Source organism: Pedobacter frigiditerrae, assembly GCF_032678705.1.
In the GTDB taxonomy this organism is placed as follows: domain Bacteria; phylum Bacteroidota; class Bacteroidia; order Sphingobacteriales; family Sphingobacteriaceae; genus Pedobacter; species Pedobacter frigiditerrae_A.
The window spans coordinates 1055338-1078196 of the sequence record NZ_JAVTSS010000001.1 but is presented as its reverse complement, the minus strand read 5'-3'; the positions used below and the strand labels follow the sequence as shown (position 1 = coordinate 1078196).

General features: G+C 37.7%; 12 protein-coding genes and 1 tRNA gene. 2 read left to right on the top strand and 11 right to left on the bottom strand.

Annotated features, from left to right (window positions below; translation table 11 throughout):
- Positions 1-118 precede the first annotated feature (118 nt).
- Genes R2Q59_RS04190 through R2Q59_RS04180 form a run of 3 tightly spaced genes read right to left on the bottom strand, consistent with a single transcriptional unit; the run spans position 119 to position 6851 of the window.
- Entirely contained in the window at positions 119-1756 is a 1638-nt protein-coding gene (locus R2Q59_RS04190; protein WP_316783899.1) for a DUF4957 domain-containing protein, read from the bottom strand.
- A gap of 10 nt (positions 1757-1766) precedes the next feature.
- A complete protein-coding gene (locus tag R2Q59_RS04185; protein ID WP_316783898.1) occupies positions 1767-3593 on the bottom strand; it encodes a RagB/SusD family nutrient uptake outer membrane protein in 1827 nt (608 codons plus the stop codon).
- An 18-nt stretch (positions 3594-3611) separates the two neighbouring features.
- Positions 3612-6851 carry a TonB-dependent receptor gene (locus tag R2Q59_RS04180; protein ID WP_316783896.1) on the bottom strand — a complete coding sequence of 1080 codons (3240 nt, stop codon included), beginning with the start codon at positions 6849-6851 and terminating at the stop codon, positions 3612-3614.
- A gap of 427 nt (positions 6852-7278) precedes the next feature.
- Between R2Q59_RS04180 and R2Q59_RS04175 the strand changes: the two genes are divergently transcribed.
- Positions 7279-8451, top strand: a complete 1173-nt coding sequence (locus R2Q59_RS04175) for a sialidase family protein (RefSeq protein ID WP_316783894.1) — start codon at positions 7279-7281, stop codon at positions 8449-8451.
- Positions 8452-8565: 114 nt separating this feature from the next.
- Here R2Q59_RS04175 and R2Q59_RS04170 read toward each other — a convergent pair whose 3' ends face one another.
- The 8 genes from R2Q59_RS04170 to R2Q59_RS04135 all read right to left on the bottom strand — a co-directional run bounded on the left by R2Q59_RS04170 (position 8566) and on the right by R2Q59_RS04135 (position 22069).
- Positions 8566-10209, bottom strand: coding sequence for a glycoside hydrolase family 28 protein (locus tag R2Q59_RS04170; protein WP_316783893.1), 1644 nt, complete (start codon positions 10207-10209; stop codon positions 8566-8568).
- 19 nt (positions 10210-10228) lie between these two features.
- Positions 10229-11146 (bottom strand): alpha/beta hydrolase, encoded by a 918-nt coding sequence (locus R2Q59_RS04165; RefSeq protein ID WP_316783892.1) that lies wholly within the window; start codon positions 11144-11146, stop codon positions 10229-10231.
- 14 nt (positions 11147-11160) lie between these two features.
- The gene (locus R2Q59_RS04160) at positions 11161-12150 is read right to left on the bottom strand and encodes a pectinesterase family protein (RefSeq protein ID WP_316783891.1); all 990 of its coding nucleotides are present in this window, start codon (positions 12148-12150) and stop codon (positions 11161-11163) included.
- An 80-nt stretch (positions 12151-12230) separates the two neighbouring features.
- Positions 12231-13205, bottom strand: a complete 975-nt coding sequence (locus R2Q59_RS04155; protein ID WP_316783890.1) for an alpha/beta hydrolase — start codon at positions 13203-13205, stop codon at positions 12231-12233.
- A gap of 94 nt (positions 13206-13299) precedes the next feature.
- Positions 13300-14649 (bottom strand): hypothetical protein, encoded by a 1350-nt coding sequence (locus R2Q59_RS04150; RefSeq protein WP_316783888.1) that lies wholly within the window; start codon positions 14647-14649, stop codon positions 13300-13302.
- A gap of 183 nt (positions 14650-14832) precedes the next feature.
- Positions 14833-17700, bottom strand: coding sequence for a glycoside hydrolase family 2 protein (locus R2Q59_RS04145; protein ID WP_316783886.1), 2868 nt, complete (start codon positions 17698-17700; stop codon positions 14833-14835).
- A gap of 36 nt (positions 17701-17736) precedes the next feature.
- Positions 17737-19119 carry a glycoside hydrolase family 88 protein gene (locus R2Q59_RS04140; RefSeq protein ID WP_316783885.1) on the bottom strand — a complete coding sequence of 461 codons (1383 nt, stop codon included), beginning with the start codon at positions 19117-19119 and terminating at the stop codon, positions 17737-17739.
- Between the two features lie 913 nt (positions 19120-20032).
- The gene (locus R2Q59_RS04135; protein ID WP_316783883.1) at positions 20033-22069 is read right to left on the bottom strand and encodes a glycoside hydrolase family 3 C-terminal domain-containing protein; all 2037 of its coding nucleotides are present in this window, start codon (positions 22067-22069) and stop codon (positions 20033-20035) included.
- A 411-nt stretch (positions 22070-22480) separates the two neighbouring features.
- On the opposite strand from R2Q59_RS04135, the gene R2Q59_RS04130 reads away from it, so the two are divergent.
- Positions 22481-22553 (top strand) — tRNA-Lys (locus tag R2Q59_RS04130).
- Positions 22554-22859 lie beyond the last annotated feature (306 nt).

Below are 22859 nucleotides of genomic sequence, written 5' to 3'. Positions count from 1 at the left end.
AAACTGCAGTTATAAAATTAACAAACCCATCTTTAATAGATAGGTTTGTTGGTATTCATTGTTAGCATATATTTTTACAAAATTAGACTCAGTTTACACCGAGCCTAATTTCATTGTTTTAATAAGTCCACCTTGGATCTCCTATTTGTGCACTTGCACTACTTGCTGTCCTTAATGGAGAATTAGCTGGAAGTGTGAAAACACTGGTTGTAGCTGTCCAATCTAAAACTACAGCAAGATTACCTGCTTGAGAAGTATTTGTAGTTGGCAATGTTAGTGCTGTACCTGTTCCATTTGTAAAATTAAAGGTATTGTTATAGCTAAATACCATTGTTGTGCCTGCCCCATTAGCTCTCATGACAACACCGTTAACAGTACCTGCTGGCCTAGGTACATTTCCAATAATACTATTCGTCATAGAAAACTTAACTGGGTTGGCGTTGGCATCCAATAAGATATAATGATTGCCTGCTCCAAAATTATTAAAAGTACAATAGTCTATGGTAATAGCTGGTGGTGTACCGGGAATCACAGTAGAACAAGCTATAAAAGCCCTACCGATATTGTAAAAAGTAGACTTAGTTACTGTAAGCGAATTAAATTGCAAATCATTTAGGTGAAAAAAGTGATACCCAAGTGTAGATGCGATATCGTATATAGTAGAATTTTTCACTACAATTTGATCCATTTTATAATCTGCAACTGCACCTCTATCTGCTCTCATGAAACTTGTTGTAGCACCACGGATAATGCAATTGTTAATTTTTATGTTAGCAAAATCTGCCTTTTCTGCATCTGCGGCAACCCCTGTTAGATTAATAAAGTACAATGAACCTGAAGGCGTTCCATCTAGTTCTATGCCATCAAGGCTGATGCCTGCACCTGTTCCCCTTAAGGTAAATTCTCTAAAATTAACCTTCGTATTTAATGGGTTACCAGAAGTAGATTTCAATGTAACTGATTTCTGCAATAAGGTAAACACTGCTGATCCAGCACTGTATGTACCAGGATTAAGTCCTATGATCGCATTGTTCGCAGCAGAGTTAATTGCAGCAACTAAATCGGCACCTGAATTAAGGATAACAGAATAAACTGTTACTGCCAATGTAGAAATCTCTAATAACCCTTTGCTCTTTGCACCAAGAAATATCTCTGTACTATACTTTACATCGGGTGTAAGGCCAGTTATTGTTTTTACTCCTGCCAATGCATCTGCAGCCGAAAGCGTAACAACGATTGGCGCTCCTGTAGCAGGTGTTAAAGTGATTTTATCTAATCCCACCGTTGGTTTCCAACGAACTGTAAATTGGGTTTCCATGATTTCCAATTCGCGAACTGGCAAAAATAGTTGCTCGCCTGTTACCGTAAAACCATTACTTCGTTGCCATTGAGATTCAGGCTGGTCTGCTGTAGCCAAGGCCTTAACACGAGCATAATACTTTTTACGAACGACTAATTTCTCATCTGTAACAGTAACGCCCATTGTATCTGTTTTAACAGAAAACTCTGTAGTAGCAAATGTAGTATCTTGTGAGAATTCTGTTAAATAAGATAGTTTTAAGTTTGTACTCAATATTGGTGCAGCCCAAGTTAATTTTGCTGAAGTTTGATCTGTTTTAATTGAGATGGCGCCAGGTTTAAACAAGCGAGGTGCTGCTAATCCTTCATTCGGATCCTCTTTCTGGCAAGCCAGCATGGTAAACAACATGACCATTATCGATAATGTTGCTTTTAATGAAAATTTTGTTGTTTTCATATTATTAGGTTTAATAGCCATAATTCTGAACAATTTTAGTGTTATAGAGTCTTACATCGTTATGGAAAGGAAACACTTCGCCTCTATTTGATTCGAAATATGTAGCAAAGCCCGATGATTTTCCTGTGATGTACTCTTCGTTGATTGATGCTCTCCAGTTTTTTGTTGTATAACCTGTTGGAGCTCCAGAAACGCCTAAGCCTGGTTGAAACAAAGTTACTGAAGGAGAACCTCCATAAGTATCAAGCGTATTAAACTCTTGTTGAGAAGGTATTACATTATAAGCTGCTGGTTTTGCATAAACATATTTAGGAACATTTACGTAAGCACCTTCACCGTTCATTAATTGACGAAGCTTGATACGAACTTCAGCGAATTTAGCAGCCATGATATTCCATCTGATTAAATCATATTTACGGACTGCTTCTCCCCCAAACTCTAATAAACGTTCTTTAACAATAGCATCAAAAAATCCTGCGTAATCTGTAGGCATTGGAGGTATGCGACTTTCAAAACCAACAAAAGCACGACTTCTAACTTCTAAAAGTGCTGCTTGCGCTGCTGCAGAAGGACCAGTATTTAATTCATTATCTGCCTCTGCAAACATTAATAACACATCTGCAAAGCGAAGCACAGGCCAATTTACCGCTAGTGTTTGTGTTGTACCAGCAATGTTAGTCCATGATCTTCTAAATTTCGCATCTGTCATGTTATTAAGCGTATTCATTACTTTTTGAGAGTTTGCATCAATCTCATAAGATCCAATAGTTACATCTCTACGGCAATCACCTAACTGATCAAATTCATAAAAATAAGTTGCAATAGCAGTTACGCCACCACCGGTACCACCAAAACGTGATGAAGCGTTAAATCTCATTCCGTCATAATAACCAAGCTTGGTATCTGTTCTTGAGCCTGCACCAAAAGCACCAACTTCAAACATTAGTTCAAAAGTTGGATCAAAACGTGTGCTGGTATGTAATGATTTAAATACATTCTCATACACTGGGTTTAGGTTATGTTCGCCTCTTTTCGCCATGATGTCTTTACATTCATCCAAAGCAATCTGATAGTATTTTTTATAATCCGCACTTCGTACCATGGTATGACTTTCTTTATCCATCATGTATCCACCACGGAAAAGTGCTATCCTCGATCTTAAAGCCTTAACAGCTCCTTTTGTCCATCTTGTGCTACCATAACCAGATTCACTACGCCAAGGCACTAAATCTTCTGCTACTTTTAAATCTGCCAAAAGCTTGTCAAGGATAACTGTTCCTGCAGTAACTGGTGCATCTAATTCTTTCACATCAAGAGAAGGTTCCCATTGTGCAACAACACTACCCCAGTTTCTTACCAAAGTAAAATAGAATAATGCCCTTAAAGTCATGGCCTCTCCTAAAAATTTGCCCATAGTGGCTTTATTTGCTCCTCCATCAGTATAAATAGGCGAATTGTTAATGCCTTTGATACAGATGTTTGCTCTTTCTATTCCTGTATAAAGCTGATTGAATGCACCTAAAAGCTCGCCATTTGCATTACTGGCTAAATACATACTAATACCCCTACGATCTTCTGCACTGTAACTTCCAGAAGTTTTAAATTCATCTGTAGATAAAGACCAAATGGTACCTTCTTTGGTTAAACCATTATCGCCAGGCAATAGGTTATATACCCCGATAAGTGCAGTATTTGCATAAGATGTACTTTCAAAAGCTACTTCTTGTGAGATAGTTGAAGGGTTTTCAATATCTAAATATTTTTTACACGAACTACCAGCTAAGATAAATGCACCTATGCTTAACAGTACGATTGATTTTTTATATGTTGATTTCATTTTCAATTGATCTAATGGTTAAAAACTGATATCTAAACCTGCCAATACATAACGGCTTCTTGGATAAGCTGCATAATCTACTCCTGGCGTAAGCGGTCCTCTACGTGTATTCGCTTCTGGATCATAACCAGTATATTTTGTGAAAGTATACAAGTTGTTTACCGTAGCATAAATCCTGAATTTAGAGAACACTTTCGTTTTACTCAATAAAGATTGAGGAAGTGAATAACCTAGAGTGATGTTACTTACACGAAGGAATGAACCATCTTCAATAGCATAAGAAGTTAAAATATATTGACCAGCAGCTGGTGTCCAAAACGTTGTATTTTGGTTCATTGCAGCTAATTGCGTAGGATCAGTTACCCTATTTCCATTTTCATCAAAAGATTTCCAACGATCTGCCACTATGGAAAGCATGTTATTATCTTTATACAAATATTGACCTGTAAATTCTGTTTTATTGGCGTTATAAGTTTTGTTACCAACTGAGAAGTTCATGAAAACACTTGCATCAAAGTTTTTATAGCTAAACTGTTGGTTAATACCACCTGCAAACTTTGGAAATGCATTACCCAATACTGTTCTATCATCTGTAGAAATAGGATCACCAGGATTTCCTGTTAATTTTTTAAGTTTCATGTCTCCTGGCTGTGGATCTCTTCCTCCTAATGCAATTGCTCTAGCACTTGGAATACCTGCTTTTAAAACATAAGAATAAGTATTTGCAGTAGAATTATATATTGCATCAAAATCACTTAATTCATAACGACCATCACTCACATAACCATAAAACTGGCCAATTGGTCCACCAACTTCAGCTAAAAAGTCGAAACCATTGATTCCTCCAGATGCAACAGCATAAGAACTATTTGGATTACCGTATTGATCATTACCTAAACTAACAATCCTGTTTTTGTTGGTATAAATATTGAAATTGATATTGTAGCTAAAGTTTTTTGTATTGGCAACCACACCACTTAATTGCAATTCTATACCTTTATTTGATGTTTTACCAATATTTTGTTGTTGATCTGTCCAACCAGAGGTAACTGGAACTTTTGCTAATAATAACAAATCATCAGTGGTATTATTATAAAAATCTAAAGTGGCATTTAATCTACTATTGAAAAACGCAAGGTCCAATCCAAGGTTTCTTGACACTGTAGTTTCCCATCTAATGTTTGGATTAGCCAATGCATTTGGTGCAAAACCAGGTGTTACAGACTCGTCAATTGCATAACCATAATTGCTTCCTCCTAAATATAATACTTTCCAAAGGTCGGTTGCAATACGGTTATTACCACCTGCACCATAACTAGCCCTAATTTTTGCACTACCTAACCATTTAAGATCAAGGCTTTTCATGAACTCTTCTTCACTTAAACGCCAAGCCAATTGCCCTGAAGGGAAAAGTGCATTGCGATTTTCTGGTGCAAAAAGAGAAGATGCATCATTACGAACAATAAATGAAGCCAGGTATTTTCCTTTGTAGTTATAAGAAGCACGACCAAATAAAGAGAAAAGCCTATTTTGACCTTCTGAGGTAGTTGGCGCATCTTGTACTCCACCAGTTGGTGGCGTAGCTTTTTGTATACCTGCAAAAGCTTGTTCTGCCGTTAAATCTACTGGTAACCACTTTGTTGTACTTGCAGCATTACGTGTTCTACTTTGGTTAATCTCCTGACCAGCTAATAAACCTATTTTATGAGATTTACCTAAAACAAAATCATAGGTAACTGTATTGGTATTGATTAAAGTAAGCGTTGAGGCATTACTTAAATTTACAACAGGTAAATTAGCATTTTGCCTAGCGATACCTGTAACTGAGCTATTAAATTGATCTGTTCTACGTTCGGCATTGGTAACGCCAAATAAAGATTTAATGGTTAAGCCTTTAATTGGTGTGAATTGAGCATTTCCACTGGTAACCAATTGATTATTATAATCGTTTTTAGTAACCGAATAAGCACTTAAAACCGGACTTGTTAAATTAGTTAAGTTAGCATAGTCTGGATCAAATTCATCTATATCAGTACTTTGTCCAGGTTCGTCATAAGGACGATAACGTACACCATTTCTTAAACTGTTGTTACTTTGGCTACCTGTATTTGATGTTCCTGCGCCATACACTTTTTGGCGGCTATACCTTGCGTTAAAACCAAAACGGAACTTATCAGAACTAGAGTTATCAAAACGGAAAGAAACAAAAGTACGAGCAGCACCAGAATTAAGCATGATACCGTCTTCCTTGTAATTATTAACGTTTAAGTTATAACTTGAAGTTTTTGTACCTCCATTGATCGTCATGTTTTCGGTATGAGAAAAAGCCTCACGACCAAATACTTTATCTTGCCAATCTGTAAAAGGAACGTTTTTATAGATGTCTAAATCAGAATAAGCACCAAATCTCTTTACAAAAGCTTCTCTATCGGCAATGCTACCATTATAAAGTTGATATTGGTACATCACGAAATCATACGGTTTCATTACATCTAATACATTGGTAATCTGACGAACACCAGCGTAAGTACTTAAGGAAACAACGGTACGTGAATTTCTACCGGCTTTTGTAGTAATTAAAACTACGCCATTTGCACCTCTTGCACCATAAATTGCAGTAGAGGCGACATCTTTTAATACATCTATCGATTCTATTTCTTGTGGTGATACTACTGAAAGCGCATTTTCTAGTTGTACTCCATCTACAATGTACAAAGGAGAGTTATCTTGCGTGATAGAACTACCTGCTCTAACACGTACTGTAATCTCAGCACCAGGCTTTCCTTCAGAAGTAACTACAGATACACCAGCTAACTTTCCAGCAAGCGCTTCAGCTGCCGTGGCAACAGGAAAATCTTTTAAGTCTTTAGCACTTACTGATGATACCGCCCCTGTTATGGCATCTTTTGATACTTTGCCATAACCGATGTTAATGACTTGAACTTCTGCAAGCGTGCTTTCATCATCTTGGTTCATTTCAAAAAGAATCTCTTTTTTATCACCAACACTTAGCTCAACAGATTTAGAACCAATGTAGCTAGCAACAAGCGTGGTATTACCAGTTGTAGGAATGTTGATCTTGAATTTTCCACCTGCGTCTGTAATCACTTGAGTTTGGGTGCCCTTGATGGTGATGGTTACCCCGACCAGGATTTGATCATCTTTGTCGACCACCTTTCCTGTTACCGTTCGAGTTTGTGCCCACAAAGAAGCACAACAGCACAACAGCAACAGTGTTTGAAGTAAAATTTTTTTCATATTTGGTTGGTTGTTTTCTTTGGCCATTTGTGGTTTTGGCTTCCACAATAGACCGATTATAAATATTTGGTTATTGTATCATGATCATCTTTTAATTCATGCGCAAGAATTGGAAATGAATGATTTAGATACAATACAAACTTAGTTCATACCGCTATAAATGATGGTTCACTAATTGATACAATAGGTTCAAATATTGATTTTTACTACGTTTAAGGCTATGTTCAACCGATTGCATTATAATTACAGTTATGAAGTGATATTACAATCAAAACAGTAAAAATAAAACGTTTTATTAAACCAAAACAAGAAAGCAATGCGGCTTAGCAATTTAAAATCTCCTCAATATTTATACAATAATTCTACGGTCTGTAAATTTTAATTGAATATCTTGTTCAAATCAAAACACACAATTGAATTATCACTAATGAAAACAATCATCAGCACCACCTACTTATTCTTAATTGCCTTTGGCCATTGTTTGGCACAAATAAAATATACTCCAGTTTTTGTATCTGGAGCAGATGGACATAAAAGCTATCGCATACCTGCCATAGTGAGCTTAAAAAATGGCGATTTATTGGCTTTTGCTGAAGGCAGAGTAAATGATGCTGGCGATTTTGGAGATATCAACATCGTGCTTAAAAGAAGTAAGGACAGTGGTAAAACTTGGTCAAGCTTACAAACTGTTGTTAATTACGATCAAATGCAAGCCGGAAACCCTGCTCCTGTAATGGACTTAACTGATTCTAAATATCCAAAAGGTCGTTTGTTTTTATTTTATAATACAGGCAACCAGCATGAAAGTGAAGTTAGAAAAGGAAACGGTTTAAGAGAAGTATGGTATAAAACATCAATAGATGACGGGATGACTTGGTCTGAACCTATAAATATCACTACACAAGTTCATCGTCCAAAAATGCCGCAACTTAACACGGCTTATAATTTTGATGAAGATTGGCGCAGTTACGCGAACACGCCTGGCCATGCATTACAATTTAACGAAGGATTATATAAGGGAAGGATATTTGTTTCAGCCAATCACTCAGCTGGGCCACCTCAAAAAGCAGGCATGGATTACATCGCCCATGGCTACTTTACAGATGACCATGGCCTTACCTTTAAGCTATCTGAAAATGTTAGTTTTAAAGGTGGTAATGAGGCAATGGCAGCCCAGTTAAGTGGAGATAAAATGGTAATGAACATCCGAAACCAACAAGGAAATGTAAGACAAAGAATTATTGCCATTAGTAATGATGGTGGACAAAGCTGGGATAAGACAGCTTTTGACCCCAATTTACCCGACCCTGTGTGCCAAGGAAGTACACTTTCTTACCTAGATAAAACAAAAAGAAGAATTTTATTTGTGTGCAATGCTGCAGATACCAAAAAGAGAGACAATCTTACACTGAGAGTGAGCAATGATGATGGAAAAACTTGGTTTAAGAACTTAGTAATTGCCAAAAGCGCTACCGACTATAAAGGAAATAACTATTCGGCATACTCAGACATTGTTAAAATTGACAATAAGAATATTGGTGTTCTATTTGAAAAAGATGAATACAACGTTATCGTTTTTGCGGTTCAAAAATGGCAGTAAACACTTTTAGCTAAGTATAAATTTTGGTTGGTCTGGATTTGTTATCCAGACCCTTTAATTGAGAATTTTATATCCTCAGCTACTTGAGACGAGATTACAAATCTCGCCTAGAACTTATTTATAAGTCACCGAACTTTCCTTAGCGCCATCTTTAAGTTCTAGGGTTTTCCCGGTAGATTTTAAATCTGTCCCTAAAACCTGAATACGCTCATTTCCTACACCATTTACCTGCAATAGACTTGGAAGGCCATTGTTATAGCTCACCTTATTTATACTGATATCTTTACTGCCAGTAAGTGAGAAAACTGGCAGTTGATTTTTAACAACGAAACGAACATTATCAAATTTGATATGAGTTGCATCCGTCAATTCAACACCTTTTTCTGCTGCAATGGTAGAATTACTTATCGTAATCCCTTGAACAGGCATTTCTGACAGCCCTCTTATAAAAACTGCTGTTTCTGCACCATTACAAATAATGTTATCAAATACCATGTTACGGAATATTGGAGTTCCCTCATTTACTACGGGTGAATTATCTCTAACGCCATCGGTCGCAAATTTCACGAAATAAAACATGTCAAAAAAGATGGCTTCTTGAAGAATATCTTTCATCGTTAAATTCCTCGCATAAATGTTTTCTACTACTCCGCCCCTTCCTCTAGTCGACTTAAACCTTAAACCTTTATCTGTTCCCATAAAAGTACAGTTTTCGATAAAGATGTTATTTGCGCCACCACTCATTTCGCTACCAATTACCACAGCACCGTGACCGCTGTACACCAAATTCCCTCTAATAATTCCTTGAGCAGACGGAATACCTCTTTTTCTACCTTCTTCATCTTTACCCGATTTGATACATATGGCATCATCTCCAACATCCAACACACTATTTTCAACGATAAAACGTGTACAAGATTCGATATCAATACCATCTCCGTTTTGTGCATAATGCGGGTTTTTAACCCTGATGCCAGAAATCGTTAAATCTTCACACATCAGTGGATGAAGGCACCATGCTGGAGAATTTTGAAAGGTAATGCCTTCAATTAATACCTTTTTACAGTTTTTAAGTACTAAAAGGTTTGGCCTAAGGAAATCTTTCATATCAGCAAATGCAGATAAATCCATTCCTGGTTGTATCAACATACTTTTGCCTTTTACCTGAGCTTGCTTAAACTGTTCGCTTGGAAACCAAGTCTTTTTATCATCGCTTAATACACCTCCTTTAGTCAATTGATCTTTCCATTGGGAGGCAGTAAGTTTTCCTTGACCAACCGCACGCCATACATCACCACTGCCGTCAATAACACCTTTACCTGTTATGGCTATATTTTGTAGATTTTTTCCGTTAATAGGCGATTCATTCCTTGCTGCACTTTTTCCTTCATAATCTCCTTCCACAATTTTATACTTGCTCTTATCTGTTGTAAAAACTAAAAATGCGCCTTGTTTAAGGTGCAAGTTCACTCCGCTTTTCAAATATATCGGACCAGATAACCACAAACCCGCTGGTATAAGTACCACACCGCCACCATTTTTACTGCAATCGTTAATGGCGGTGTTAATTGCATCGGTATTTAAATAAATTCCATCTGCAACTGCACGATATTTAACGATATTAAAAGTATCCTTCTTAAATACTGGTTTGCTTATTACTGGAAGATTGTTCCAAGAGAATGTTTTTGTTTTAGCTGTTTGTCCATAAACCAACGAAGAAACAGTTAACATAAAGGCAGTAAAAATTGTAGTTTTCATCTATAAAATATTTGGAAGATTATTTTTTTAAGGTTGAAGGAATAATAGACATTTCTACCATCCATTCCTCACAAAGTTTTGTCCACATCTCTGTAGAACCTGGATTATTACGCAAAGCGATAGCGTGCCCACCTTGCGGAAAAACATGTAAGGTGCTAGTCACCTTATTTTCTAGTAGTGCTTGATAAAATAACAGACTATTATGTGGATCAACGGTTTTATCGTCAAATGCATCGGCAATAAAACATATTGGAGTGTTTTTTTTTACCTGAAATTGAGTAGAATATTGTTTGATGGTTTCTGGCTTAGGGTTTTCGCCCAACAAGTTTTTCTTACTTCCCTTGTGTGCATAATCGCCCATGTCAATTACAGGCGAAACTAATATCATGAAATTCGCAAGAGCGGAAACAGTATCTAATTGGTCGTTAATTTTAACCATATCGGCAGGTGCCGTACCAACTAAACTTGCCAAATGACCACCTGCAGATGAGCCTTGTATCCCTATTTTATCGGGCTTGATGCCCCATTTATTAGCATTATTACGGATTACTTTTATTGCTCGTTGTGCATCCTGCAATGGTGCTTTTTCTCGTTCTACTAAATCTGGGTCGTTTGGCAACCTATAATTAAGTACAAAAGCAGAAATGCCCATCGTATTAAACCATTTAGCCAACTGTGTACCGCTAATAATATAAGCTAATCGTTCGTAACCACCACCCGGACAAATAACTATAGCCGCCCCTTTATTTTCTTGTGTACCAGGGAAAAAGCAATACATTCCAGGAGTTGCCACTCTGTATACTCTTTCATTGGCAATACTGTCTTTTCGTTTAGTACCTTTCGAGTTAGGAATATTATTTGCAGTATAAAGTGGCAAAAACTCCTGAGCTTTGGCAAAATAAGTGGTGAACAATAACAGGAAAAGTATTTTTTTCATATTGGTTTCGATTATTAGAATTCAGGATTCCAAGACCCGAAGATGTTTTTTAGGGTATAAGCCTTTGCTTGTTTACCTGTTAACTGTTTAGACCAAGGCACTCTTTCGGCAGTTGCCGAACCAGCTCCTGTATTTGCATATTCAGCGTAAAAGGCAGTTTTATCCTTATCAGCAAACATTGGGTCGCCAGGCCAAGCATTCCATCCTGCTGGGATAATATGAGATCCTAAATTACATCTGATAAATACGGTTTTTGCAAATGGTCGCCAAGGCCTGCCTAAAAATACCTTTGTTGCTGTTGGGGCTGCAATTAAATCGCAATCTAAAAAGACATAACCAAAACGTTGTTCTTTTGTAGTAGATGCTGCTGTGATGTAAGAATTAGATAAACTCTTAATAGTGCATTTGCTAAACACAACTGTCGCTTCCCCGAAAATAAAGTCTGTAGTACCTACAATGAAACAAGATTCGAAATAATTCCTTCCATCCCTAGACGTGTAAAGTGTATCCTGATTACCTAAAAAAGCACAATTTCTAGCTGCAAAACGATCCGCTTCTACTGTTAATGCAACCGCTTGCCCTACAGTTCCTGCCGTATTTTCTATAGTTAGATTTTCTAGTCTGCAATCATTTCCCTGGACCAAAACGGTGTAAGAAGTATAGGTGCTGTATTTGGGATTACCCGTAAAATCTTTTGTCGGAAAAGCTTTTCCTGAATAATCAGCATTGGTAATGATGGTATTTTCTTTGCTTTCTCCAATTAGGGTGATATTTTTTTTCCAAGCTGGAATAACTAATTTTTCTGCGTATGTTCCTGCTTTCACTTCAATCGTAACCCTTGTTTGCATGTGATCTCTCACGGAGTTCACTGCTTCTTGAATAGTCTTGAAGTTTCCACTTCCATCTTGTGCTACAACAATTTTATTTGGAGTGGTTTGTTGGGCAATTACGTTTGTTAGCGATGTAAAGATGAAAAGCATCGCTATAAGTATTCTTGGTATCATGTGTTATTAATATTTGGTCGTGTTAGCGTTTATTCAATAAGGAGTAAATTTCAGAAAATATCATCATTTAGAACCTTATTTCATTTAAATACTTTTTCTAAAAAAGACGTTATGTGATTTACCGTTAAATCAAACCAAGGTTGATATAAACAGAATGAATGTGGCGAATCTTTAAAGCTTACAATTTCGGTATAAATTCCTTTTTTATCCATTAGTTTTTTAAAATCATCTCGACCAGCATGCATTCTTTCTACTGCACTATTCAAAAACAGGAAAGGGACCTTGTTTTCATTAGCATAAGTAAAGGGTGATGCTTCCTTCCATAAATCCAACCTTTCGTTACCTGCATAACCAAGCCACATGGCTGATGCTCCCTTGTTAGTATTGATGTTTTGTAATTCCCAAGATTCAGGATGAACAAAAGAAAGTGTGCCATCAATATCTATCACGGCATTTACTTTACTTGAATATTTGAAACTACCTATGTCACCTTCTAGTTTTTTCACGTTTTCTGTTACCCCAACCAATGAAGCCAGTTGGCCACCAGCCGAAAAACCAAGTATGGCTATTTTATTGGTGTCTACATTAAATTGTTTAGCATTTGCTTTTAACCAACGCACAGCAGATTTAACATCAAAAACACTAGCCGGATAAAAAGCTTCGGTTGATAAACGATATTCGACTGTAAAGGATGCCATTCCCTTTGCGGCCAAATGTTGGGCTAAGGGAATATGCTGACTTCTATCTCCAGAACGCCAACCACCACCATGTACAATCAGTACAGCAGCCGTTTTGCTTTTACTTTTTGGCAAAAATGCATCTATCAGTAATTTCCGATCGCCAATCTTAGCATAAGCTAAATTGCGTTTCTCTGTCACGTTGGGCATTTGCTGCTCAACAACCAGCTTAATGAAAGGATATTTTTTGATGTTATTACGAAAATCGCGTTGCGTATTGTAACTGGTATCTTTTATGCCAGTGCGCCACTCGATTCGCTGTTCTTGAGCATTTGCAAAACTTGAAATTGCAAGGAAGAAAAGTAGGTATTTAAGCATATTTGGTTTGATACTTTACAAACATAATTTAAATCAAACCTTTTGATGGTTCACAAATAGATACAATTGGTTCAAAGACTGGTCGTTTAGAAAGTTAATTCGCCTTAATCCATTCTTGAGGAATATTGATTACACAAATATTCATAGAACGGTTATCTGCAGATAACATTGCCGATTGGATTTGGATTTTTGTGCCATCAGGATTCATTGTTGGGTGTGGATGATCAGATGCTGTTTGTTTATGTCCAGCCGATAATAAGCGCATCTCGTGTGTATTTCTATCAATCAGGTAAATACTTCTCGAAAAATCATCTCCAACTGCCCACCTTCCATCTGGCGAACCACTTACGTGCCAAAGTCCGCTGCCACTAGAGGTTTGACCAACAATGGTCATTTGTCTCGTTCTGAGATTAACAATACCTAATCCTGTTGGCTTTTCACGAGTTCCCGATGGTCCCCAAGCAGTTTCTTGACCAGGATTAGCACCACCAACACCTGTTTGAGGACTTGTAGCACCATCCGTTCCAGGTATTTTTCGATGTCCCATGATGGCTATTGCCACTTCATCTTTAGAAATTATTGCTTCATGTGTTACCCATTCATATTCTGCTTCAGGATATAATGGTCGCAATCCAGTACCATCCGATAAAACCGTCCAAGTACGTTGTGGCGACTTACCTCCTGTTTCCCAGCAAAAAACGATCTCTCCAGCAACCCAAGGATTAGTTTGAATATGGCCAACTTGAAAGGGCACGGAAATAACGTGTTTTATTTCTCCAGTATTGATATTCATCGCGGCAATACCAGACGGCCCTGCCCCCATCTTCCTCGGACCAAAACTAGGTTCTAATTTAGTTCCAGCTTTAAGATGTCTAGCGGCTTCATCCTTGCCCACTCTAAAATAAGCCCAATCTTCTGCTCCATCTAATGCCATGTCTCCACCTGCGCCAATTGCCGCAGGTGTGGTGCCGCAAATACGTTGATAGGTACTTGCCGATTTCATTTTACCAGCTTTACTATCAGCAAATACCCTAGCTAAATCTACTTCTATGATTTGTACTGCACCGCCTCTTTTGGTTGTATCTACATTTCTCATGAAATACAACTTCATCGACTTTCTGGCAATATTTAGCATTCCGGTATAACCACCTTCTGTTACTTGAACTAGTTCTCCAGTTTGCTCATTTACTGCCATTGCCTCTCGGCTAACCCTACCAGAGCGAAATATTAACCATTGTCCATCAGCTGTCCATTGGTTATGTGTTTGGTAAATTTTCGAATCTCCAACTAGTGTACTTGTTAAAAATATAAGTTCAACTCCTGTAACAGGGTCTTTTACAATCTTTCTTTCAGAAGGAAAACGCCTACCAATTTGAGCATTAGCAGTATTAGCAATCAGCATTACTAAAGCTGCAACAAGCAATAAATAGGGTTTATGTTTCATGGTTTATTTGTATTAATTATCCATTTCTCCCGCTGATTTAGCTCATTACACAGATCTTTTTTTATCTGCGTAATCCCCGTTATCTGCGGGAAAAGAACATCATTAAATTCCTCCCGCTGATTTAGCTGATTGCGCAGATCTTTTTTTTATCTGCGTAATCCCCGTTATCTGCGGGAAATTATTTTAATTAGTTAATATATTCTCTTTAGGCATGGCAAACTGTTGTGGTGCATCAGATTTAGGCAAACCAAAATAAAACAACAACGTTCTCTTTTTTGTGGTATTGATGTGGTTTAACTCACCCAACGGACCTAAATTCTTCGCATCTGGTGTTACATTTAAAGCCAATTTACTGCCAATTGGAGGAATAGCATCAAGGAAAGAAATATCGCCCAATGGCAATTGCGGATAAGAAGCTACGCCACTTAAACCATAAAAGTTGAACAGCCTTACATATAAATCATTATCTGGCGAAGCGATGGTAAACTTACCTTGCACCGTATTCATCTCTAACCAAACCACATCAGAAAAATAGCCTTTAAATTCTGGATAAACCCAAGGTGCACTGCCTGTATGTGTATTGTTGTTCCTGTTTTCCCAAACATTGTAAACGCCACCTTGTGTACGGTTTTTCCAAACTCTTGACGGACCTTTACCCAACCATTTTGCACCTAATACAAAGTTTTCAGGATAGTTAAAACTGATTCCTGCAAATCTGTAATCGCCATTTAGCGCATATTCGTAAGTCATTTCTAACCAACCATTAGGGTTCATCTTCCATTTAACTGATTTCATATCGCCTGTATAGCTTGATTCTACCACATAGCTATCTCCATCTTTATATGATTTCAAACCAGTAAAAGTTGCATTTCCTGAAACGAGAATTGGCCCATTATTGAAGGATAGAGCCGCACTGGTTTCATTAGCCAGCTGGATTAATTTACCTGATTTTTTGCTTAAGGTTACCGATATGCCGCTTGCTTTCATGGTTAGTGTGGTATCAGCTTCTGTAGTTACGACACCTGTTGCATTTGCAGGTTTTCTATCTAAAGATTTGGCAAATAAAGTCGTATTCGATTTCACTTTCCAAACCCATCTATAAACCTCATTCCCAAAAGGGTCATAAGCAGCTAAAGCTAAACCATCATGGTTTTTCCAATCTTGTGGTAAATCTATTTTTAGCTGACCTTTTGCCACTGGTGCAATAGATGGTGCGGCAGCAGTTCCTTGTTTTACAACAATATAACCATTGTTTCTATCATCTTGACCTTTAAAATTAATCAACTCCCATTTGAATTTACATTGGTTGATATTGGTAAAATGATAACGGTTTTCTATCGCTACTTCACCGTTAAAGTCTGTTGGTAAAACTTTTAAATCTATTTTAACGGGGCTGTAAATTTCACGAATGGCATAAGCACTACCTTCTTTTTCTCGGTGTGGACCAACTAATCCGTCTGGTGCATTAACACCATTTACATCAATGATGTTATTTTGATCAGTGCGAACAATGCCTTCATCAGCTAAATCCCAAATAAAACCACCCGCCCCTCTTTTTTCATTCCAATGCAAATCCCAAAAATCGGCCAATGAAGCTGCGCCACCTCCATCATCCTGTGCATGTAAAAACTCAGTTGGCATGTAAATATTGGTATCTGCTAAGATTTTTTTAGAACTGTAAAAATCCTCATAATGGTTACAATCTATTCCATTAAATGCATTACCTGGTTTATGGTGAGCGTGGATTACTGTACGTTTCGATAAGTCGTATTTTCCATATTCAGCATCTAAATCAAAATTATGACCGCCTTCATTTCCATTACTCCAAAAGATAATAGAAGGGTGATTCACATCTCTAATCACCATTTCTTTTACCAAAGGGATACCGGCCTTTGTGCTGTACGCCTTTTGCCAACCTGCCAATTCATCCAAAACATAAAGCCCAAGCGAATCACATAAGTTTAAAAAACTCTGATCTGGTGGATAATGAGAACAACGCACCGCATTCATATTCATTTCCTTCATTAGTTTTACATCCATTAAATCAATTTCTGGATTAATGGCTCTTCCAGTTTCTGGCCACCAAACATGTCGGTTAACACCTTTCATTTTTATTTTAGTTCCATTCAAATAAATGCCATCGCTTTTTCTAATCTCAAGCGTTCTAAAGCCAAATTTCTCTTTAGTTTGGTAAATATTTTGACCAGCATTTTGTACGGAAATATTAACTTGATAGCGGTTTGGAGTTTCTGCAGTCCACAGTTTAGGGTTCTTTAGTGTTGTTTTTACATTAGCTAAGGAATCTGATGTAGTGGTCGTTTTTCCTGTTGCCACAACTTTACCTTTATCGTCTACAATTTCAGCCAAAATTGTGCGACCAGCTTTTACATTTTTTAGGTAGACATTCATATTAAAAGTACCATCGGCTTTGGCATCAATAGCCGTCCATTCGATGTGTTCTTTAGGGAAAGCCTCTAAGTAAACTGGTCTAAATATGCCACCAAAAATCCAGTAATCTGCCAAGCGTTCTGCATTATTAACCGAATTATCGGATGACATTTTACTAACCGTAGCTTCTAGTTGATTGAGCTTACCAAAGTTTAGCTTATCGCTGATGTTATACCTAAATCTATAAAATGCACCTTTATGAGTTGCTCCGGCAGATTTGCCATTAACTTTCAATTCGGTATCAGTCATCGAGCCTTCAAAAACGATAAAAATATCTTTGCCTTTCCAACTTAAGGGAACATTAAAACTGTGTCTGTATATCCCTTTTTCATCTGCAAAGCGGAAGTTTTTTCCATAGGTTACATAATCGCGACCATAATTGTACGAACCAAAGCCTTGTTGTTCCCAGTGTGAGGGTACTTCTATTTTAGACCAGATTCCGCTTTTTCTTCCGCCAGTAGCCCAAAAGTCCCAAGTTTTTGTGTGTACATTATCTGTACCCGAAAGGTATTGAACTTGTTTTACAGGTTTAGTTTGTGAAAAAACTTGTAAGCTGATTAACATACATATGCCTAAACCGAAAGCGTTTAGTTTTAAATTCATAAGGTGGTATTTAAAAATTGGAATTTGATAAAAAGATTATTTATACATCTGAACAGCACTGTCATTGATCTCGAAAGGATGTTGTTGCAACATTCTATAAGTTTCGGCACCTGCCAACAATACTGGTCCATAACTATGCGCTGCAAAAACATTAATTGGTCGGTAATAATAAAAGGCAGGGTCAAAACCCATTCCTGTACCCACGCAAGTACCTTCTACCTGACCGTTTGCATTTATTTTGGTACTCACTGCATTCCACGCCAACAAAGCCATGGGGCCGTATGCTTTGGCATCTAACCAACCTTTGTTAACTGCCCTAGCTATGCAATAAGTATATATCGCAGTGGCGGAAGTTTCTAAATAAGAATCATTGCGATCTAAAAGCTGGTGCCAAAAACCTGTTCCATCTTGTAAAGTAGCTAATCCTTTTACATGGGCCTTTAACATCTTTAAGATAATTGGTCTACCAGGATGATTAGCTGGTAAAGCATCCAGTAGTTCAATCTTAGTCATTAAACCCCAACCATTTGCCCTTGCCCAATGAAACTGCGGATGTGGATCCATATCCTGTACCCATCCATGCATGTATAATCCTTTTTCGGCATTAAACATTCGGTCTGCAAACAGTTGATATTGTTTAACTGCCTCGTCAAAATACTTTGTATCGCCAGTTAAAACACCCATTTGTACCACAGCAGGTAAACTCATGTACAAATCATCCAACCAAAGGGTATTAGGTTGAGGCCTGTTTCTTGCCAATGTCCCGTCTTTTAAACGAAACTCTTTGGTCATGATATAGTTTAAGTAGTTATCTATAATTGGGCGAAGGTTAGCTTTAATCTCTCCTGTTCTTTGCGCCTTAATCATCGATGCGGCAATTGAACCTGCATCATCTAAAGCGTGAGGATCTAAAACTGAACGTACTGGTGTTAACGCTCCTGCGTTTGTTTTTAAGTAACTCTGATAAGCGTTCACCACATCAGCCAAGAAATTGATGCGTTTAATGGTATAATCAAGATATTTTTTATCGCCTGTTGCAGCAGCAACTTCTAGCATCCCTGTATAGGTAACACCCCACTCGTAACTGGTTAAGCGATAATCACCAGGTTTAAATATCGAATTTGAATTGGCCTTTTTCAAATCTGAAATTACTTCATTAGTAGTTTTATCAACCAATTGTGCTGGAGTAGTTTGGTCAAGGTATTTAAAAACTCGATCTAAAGAAACTTTAATATCTGCTGGTTTTGTCTGACCATAAGGTGTAACATAGGCAGGTTTAAGTAGATGCAATGGTGTAGTTACATCATTACCTTTATGCTCAACGTATTGTGCAAATGTGGTAGATGCAGGAAATAGCAGTCCGCAGATACAAAGTGCACTAAAGCAAGAAATTTTAATAGATGGAGCAGAAATAAACATAAATAACAAGATAAGCTACATTATCTTATCTCTTTGAATAAGAGCAAAATATATGTATAGGTTTATAAATGGTTTTAATCTACCTAAACTACTTTATTATAATGTTTGGGGCAACCTGTGCCGTCCTGCTTTCGGCGTAAAGAAGTTATTACAGTTGGATGCCTTCGGTGGCGTCATTTCGACACAGCGCACCTGTCCCGACTTCTTCGGGAGCGAGGAGAAATCTGTTAGTTTACACCTTATCGTATTTCTTCCATAGAAATTAGGATATATCGTCGAGATGACGTGACTTCTAAATTAAACTCGTCATTTCGACGCAGCGCATCCATCCCTACTTCTTCGAGAGTGAGGAAACCTTTAACTTATTAATAAAAAATTAGGTTTAAGAAATTGGTTAGAAAATGAGCGGCAGTGCCAGTGGTTTATGCAGTCCCGCCAACGTTGCAATCTTTTTTGTTGTTCGCAATGAAATACAAGAACAAAAAAGGATTTCCACTAATGTCGGGTTTAGGGAACAGCGGTTCTGTTACAAACACGTGATCGCTTAAACTGCAAACCTATTAAGGAATAGACTAGAAGATTCGTCATTGCGAGAGCCCGCTCCAGCTAGCGCCCAATGTCATTAAGTTAGCTTTATGATTTGACTAATCATACGTCACTGCGAGGAACGAAGCAATCTTAAAGCGTTATTTAATAGTTAATTAATCGAATGAGATTGCTTCGTTCCTCGCAATGACGCAACTTTCTTAACTTAATGACCTTGCTCTTTCGCTAGAAGGGGTAAGTAAAAGAAGTCATTTCAATTGGAGGCAATAATCCCTTCACCTCAAGTGAGCATAGCGGAAGAGAGATCTATTAGTTAACACCCTTACAAGTCTATCCTATCGTTGAGATGACTAGAGATGGCGAAAAGCTACCTAATCTCAAAAACCCCAACCAACTTGGCATCTGCAGATGACGGACCAATCATTACTTGAACCTTTCCTATCTTGGTCTTCAAATCATCTAGCTTCGCATCATAATGTTGAATGTCGGAAGCCTTCAATTCGAAGGTTAATTGTTGTTGTGTGCCTTTCTTTAAATGAACGCGTTTAAAACCCTTCAACTCTTTAATTGGCATATCAGCACCTGCTTGTTTAATATAAAGTTGTACTACTTCATCACCATCATAAAGCCCTGTATTTTTTAAAGTTAAGTTAATAAGTAGAGGTGTTTTATTTTTGAGCTGGGTAGACGACAACTTCAATCCGCTATAATTGAAATTTGTATAACTCAAGCCATAACCAAAAGGATAAAGCACAGGTTTGGTTACGTAACGATATGTTTTTCCTTCCATACTGTAATTATCAAAAGCAGGAATATCAGTAATCGATTTATAAAAAGTGACAGGTAATCTCCCAGCTGGATTATATTTGCCAATCAGCACATCAGCCAATGCTGCACCGCCTTTTTCTCCCCCATACCAAGTTTCTACAATAGCATTTAGGTTTTCTTGCTCCCAGTTAATGGACAAGGCACTTCCGTTTAACAAAACCAGTACAATAGGCTTGCCCAGTTTTTTCAATTCTTTTAAAAGCAACAATTGTACATTCGGTAAGTTTAAATCTGTTTTATCCCCACCTAAAAACCCAGGGACTTTTACTTTCAAATCCTCTCCTTCTAATCTCGGCGAAATTCCGCCTACAAATACAATCACCTCTGCTTTTGCCGCCACAGCCAAAGCTTCTTCAAATTCTTTCTGATGATTGTAGTTAGGAGTGTCTATCACATTGCAACCTTTGGCATATAACACATTGGTGGATGAAAAAGCTTTTTGGATGCCTTCTAAGGGCGTAACAATATGTTTGGGCTCTCCATTATAATTCCCTAATAAAACGGCTGCATCATTCGCATTCGGACCAATTACAGCCATACTTTTAAGGTCACGTTTTAAGGGCAACACATTTCCAGCATTTTTTAGCAACACGATAGACTCCCTTGCCATTTGCAAAGCTTGTGCTTGATGTGTCTCATTATTAACTACGCTATAAGGGATTTTTGAATAAGGATTAGCTTCATCTGCATCAAAAACCCCTAGTTTAAACTTTGCCCTTAATAAACGGGCCACTGCCGTATCTAATTCGCTTACTTTTAATAAACCTTGTTTTATGGCAGGAATAACCGCTTTTGTATAACCATAACATTGATTATCGGCACCTGCCTTTATAGCCTGAGCTACTGCTTCTACGCTATCCTTTGCGGTTTTATGGAACATGTAAAAATCATATACTGCTCCGCAATCTGTCGCCACAAAACCTTTGAAATTCCATTTATTACGTAAAATGTCATTCAGTAAAAAAGCATCGCTACAGCAAGGTTTGCCATACAGGCGATTGTAAGCACACATGAACGAATAAACGTGTCCTTCTTGTGTCAGCATTTTAAAAGCCGGCAAATAGGTTTCCCATAAATCTCTTTTGCTCGGTCTGGCATCAAACTCGTGTCTACTTGGTTCTGGTCCGCTGTGCACGGCAAAATGTTTAGCAGTAGTAATGGTTTTAAAATATCTTGGGTCATCGCCCTGCATGCTTTTCACAAAAGCTACGCCTAGTTTTCCGGTTAGATAAGGGTCTTCGCCAAAAGTCTCATGACCTCTGCCCCAACGCGGATCTCTAAAAATATTAATATTGGGCGAATAGAATGTTAATCCAGTATACTCTTTCCTATTTCCTTCCCTAACAAATTGATGGTGTTTTGCTCGTGCCTCATCGCTCACCATTGTCCCCATTGTAAACATCCCGTTGGTGTTAAAAGTAGCTGCAAGACCAATAGGCTGAGGAAATGAAGTAGCTAAGCCAGCTCTTGCTACGCCATGCAAAGCTTCATTCCACCAATCGTAAGCGGGTATTTTTAAGCGATCTATTGCTGGTGTACGATTATCCATTTGTAAAGCTTTCTCTTCTAAAGTCATTCTTTTTAGCAAATCCTGGACCCGAGTTTCTAAAGGCAATTTTGCATTTAAATAAGGTGCATCTTGTGCAAAACAGGTGGCCGTACAAAAAAATAAAAAGGGAATGATGAACTTGGAGTACATAATAGGATGGTGAATTAGCTTTAGTCGTAAACAATTTTACAAATTTTTTAAGTCTAAACACCTATTGTTACTTGAAACGATGCATTTTTCTAACGCTGCTCAAGGTCTCAACAACTAAACTAATAACCCAATACACCCTAACCCCTAACCAACTCAACCCTAATTACAATTAATCCCCTTATAAATCAGTAGACTACGACATTGCCAAAAAAAAACCTTGCATTAAAAATTCCATAAAGCTATATTTGCACCACTTTAAAGGAAACGGTTAAACGAATACCTTAAATTGATTCCGTAGCTCAGCTGGTAGAGCATTACACTTTTAATGTAGTGGTCCTGGGTTCGAATCCCAGCGGGATCACAGAAGGCCTTACAGAAATGTGAGGCTTTTTTGTTTTAACATAGTTTGTCATTCCGACTTCGGAGGAATCTATTAGTTAAACTACCTAAAGCTAAATTCAGTTGACAAGGTCAATCCGGAGGTATAATACCTTTATAATCCCAGCGCCAAATTGCCAAATGGTTAGTAAACGGGATTACAAATCCCTGGGATAAGAAGTACGAGATGCCTTTCAGAACATCTCGAACAGCAGGATATCTTATAATCCCAGCGGGATCAAAGAAAGCCTTTCAGATTGAAAGACTTTTTTGTTTTAACATGGTTTGT